Below are 479 nucleotides of genomic sequence, written 5' to 3'. Positions count from 1 at the left end.
GTGAAGAATATAAAAACCTTTGGGGATTTGCCCAGCAGGTCGCCAAAAAGATTAAAAATGCAGTGCCCTGCGTAAGAGTGGGCGTAGCTGTAGTAGGACTTGAAGTTCCTCATGCCCATATTCACCTCATTCCCTTAAACAAGGTGGAAGACATGAACTTCAAAAATGAAAGACTGAAACTAACAGACGAAGAATATAAAGAGATTCAAAACTCAATTATTTCTTAAAAGCATAAAATCGTAAAAAAGAAATTTTTTACGATTTTCTTTAACATTATTATATAGTATGAATTCAAACCAATGTTCTTTCTGCGGCAGAAAAAGAAATGAAGTACCAATGCTCATTTCAGGGCAGACCGGCTTTATTTGCGAAAACTGCATCGAACAGGCGCATGTTATCGTAAAAGACAGCGTTTCTAAAACGGGAACTTCTCCGGCAGAAAGTATAGACGAACTTAAAAAACCGAAAGAGATCAAAGA

Annotated in this window: 2 protein-coding genes; both read left to right on the top strand. The window is 37.0% G+C overall.

Going from position 1 to position 479, the window contains the following annotated elements:
* Positions 1 to 227 (top strand): HIT family protein (locus LC454_RS26235; protein ID WP_410528674.1); only part of this gene is annotated, 227 nt, incomplete at its 5' end.
* A gap of 58 nt (positions 228 to 285) precedes the next feature.
* Positions 286 to 479: ClpX C4-type zinc finger protein (locus tag LC454_RS26230; protein ID WP_317196288.1), on the top strand; the 194-nt coding region annotated here is incomplete at its 3' end.

This window comes from Sphingobacterium sp. GVS05A (assembly GCF_019969845.1).
Lineage (GTDB): Bacteria > Bacteroidota > Bacteroidia > Sphingobacteriales > Sphingobacteriaceae > Sphingobacterium.
The sequence above is the reverse complement of the archived record's forward strand: the minus strand, read 5'-3'. Positions and strand labels throughout refer to the sequence as shown.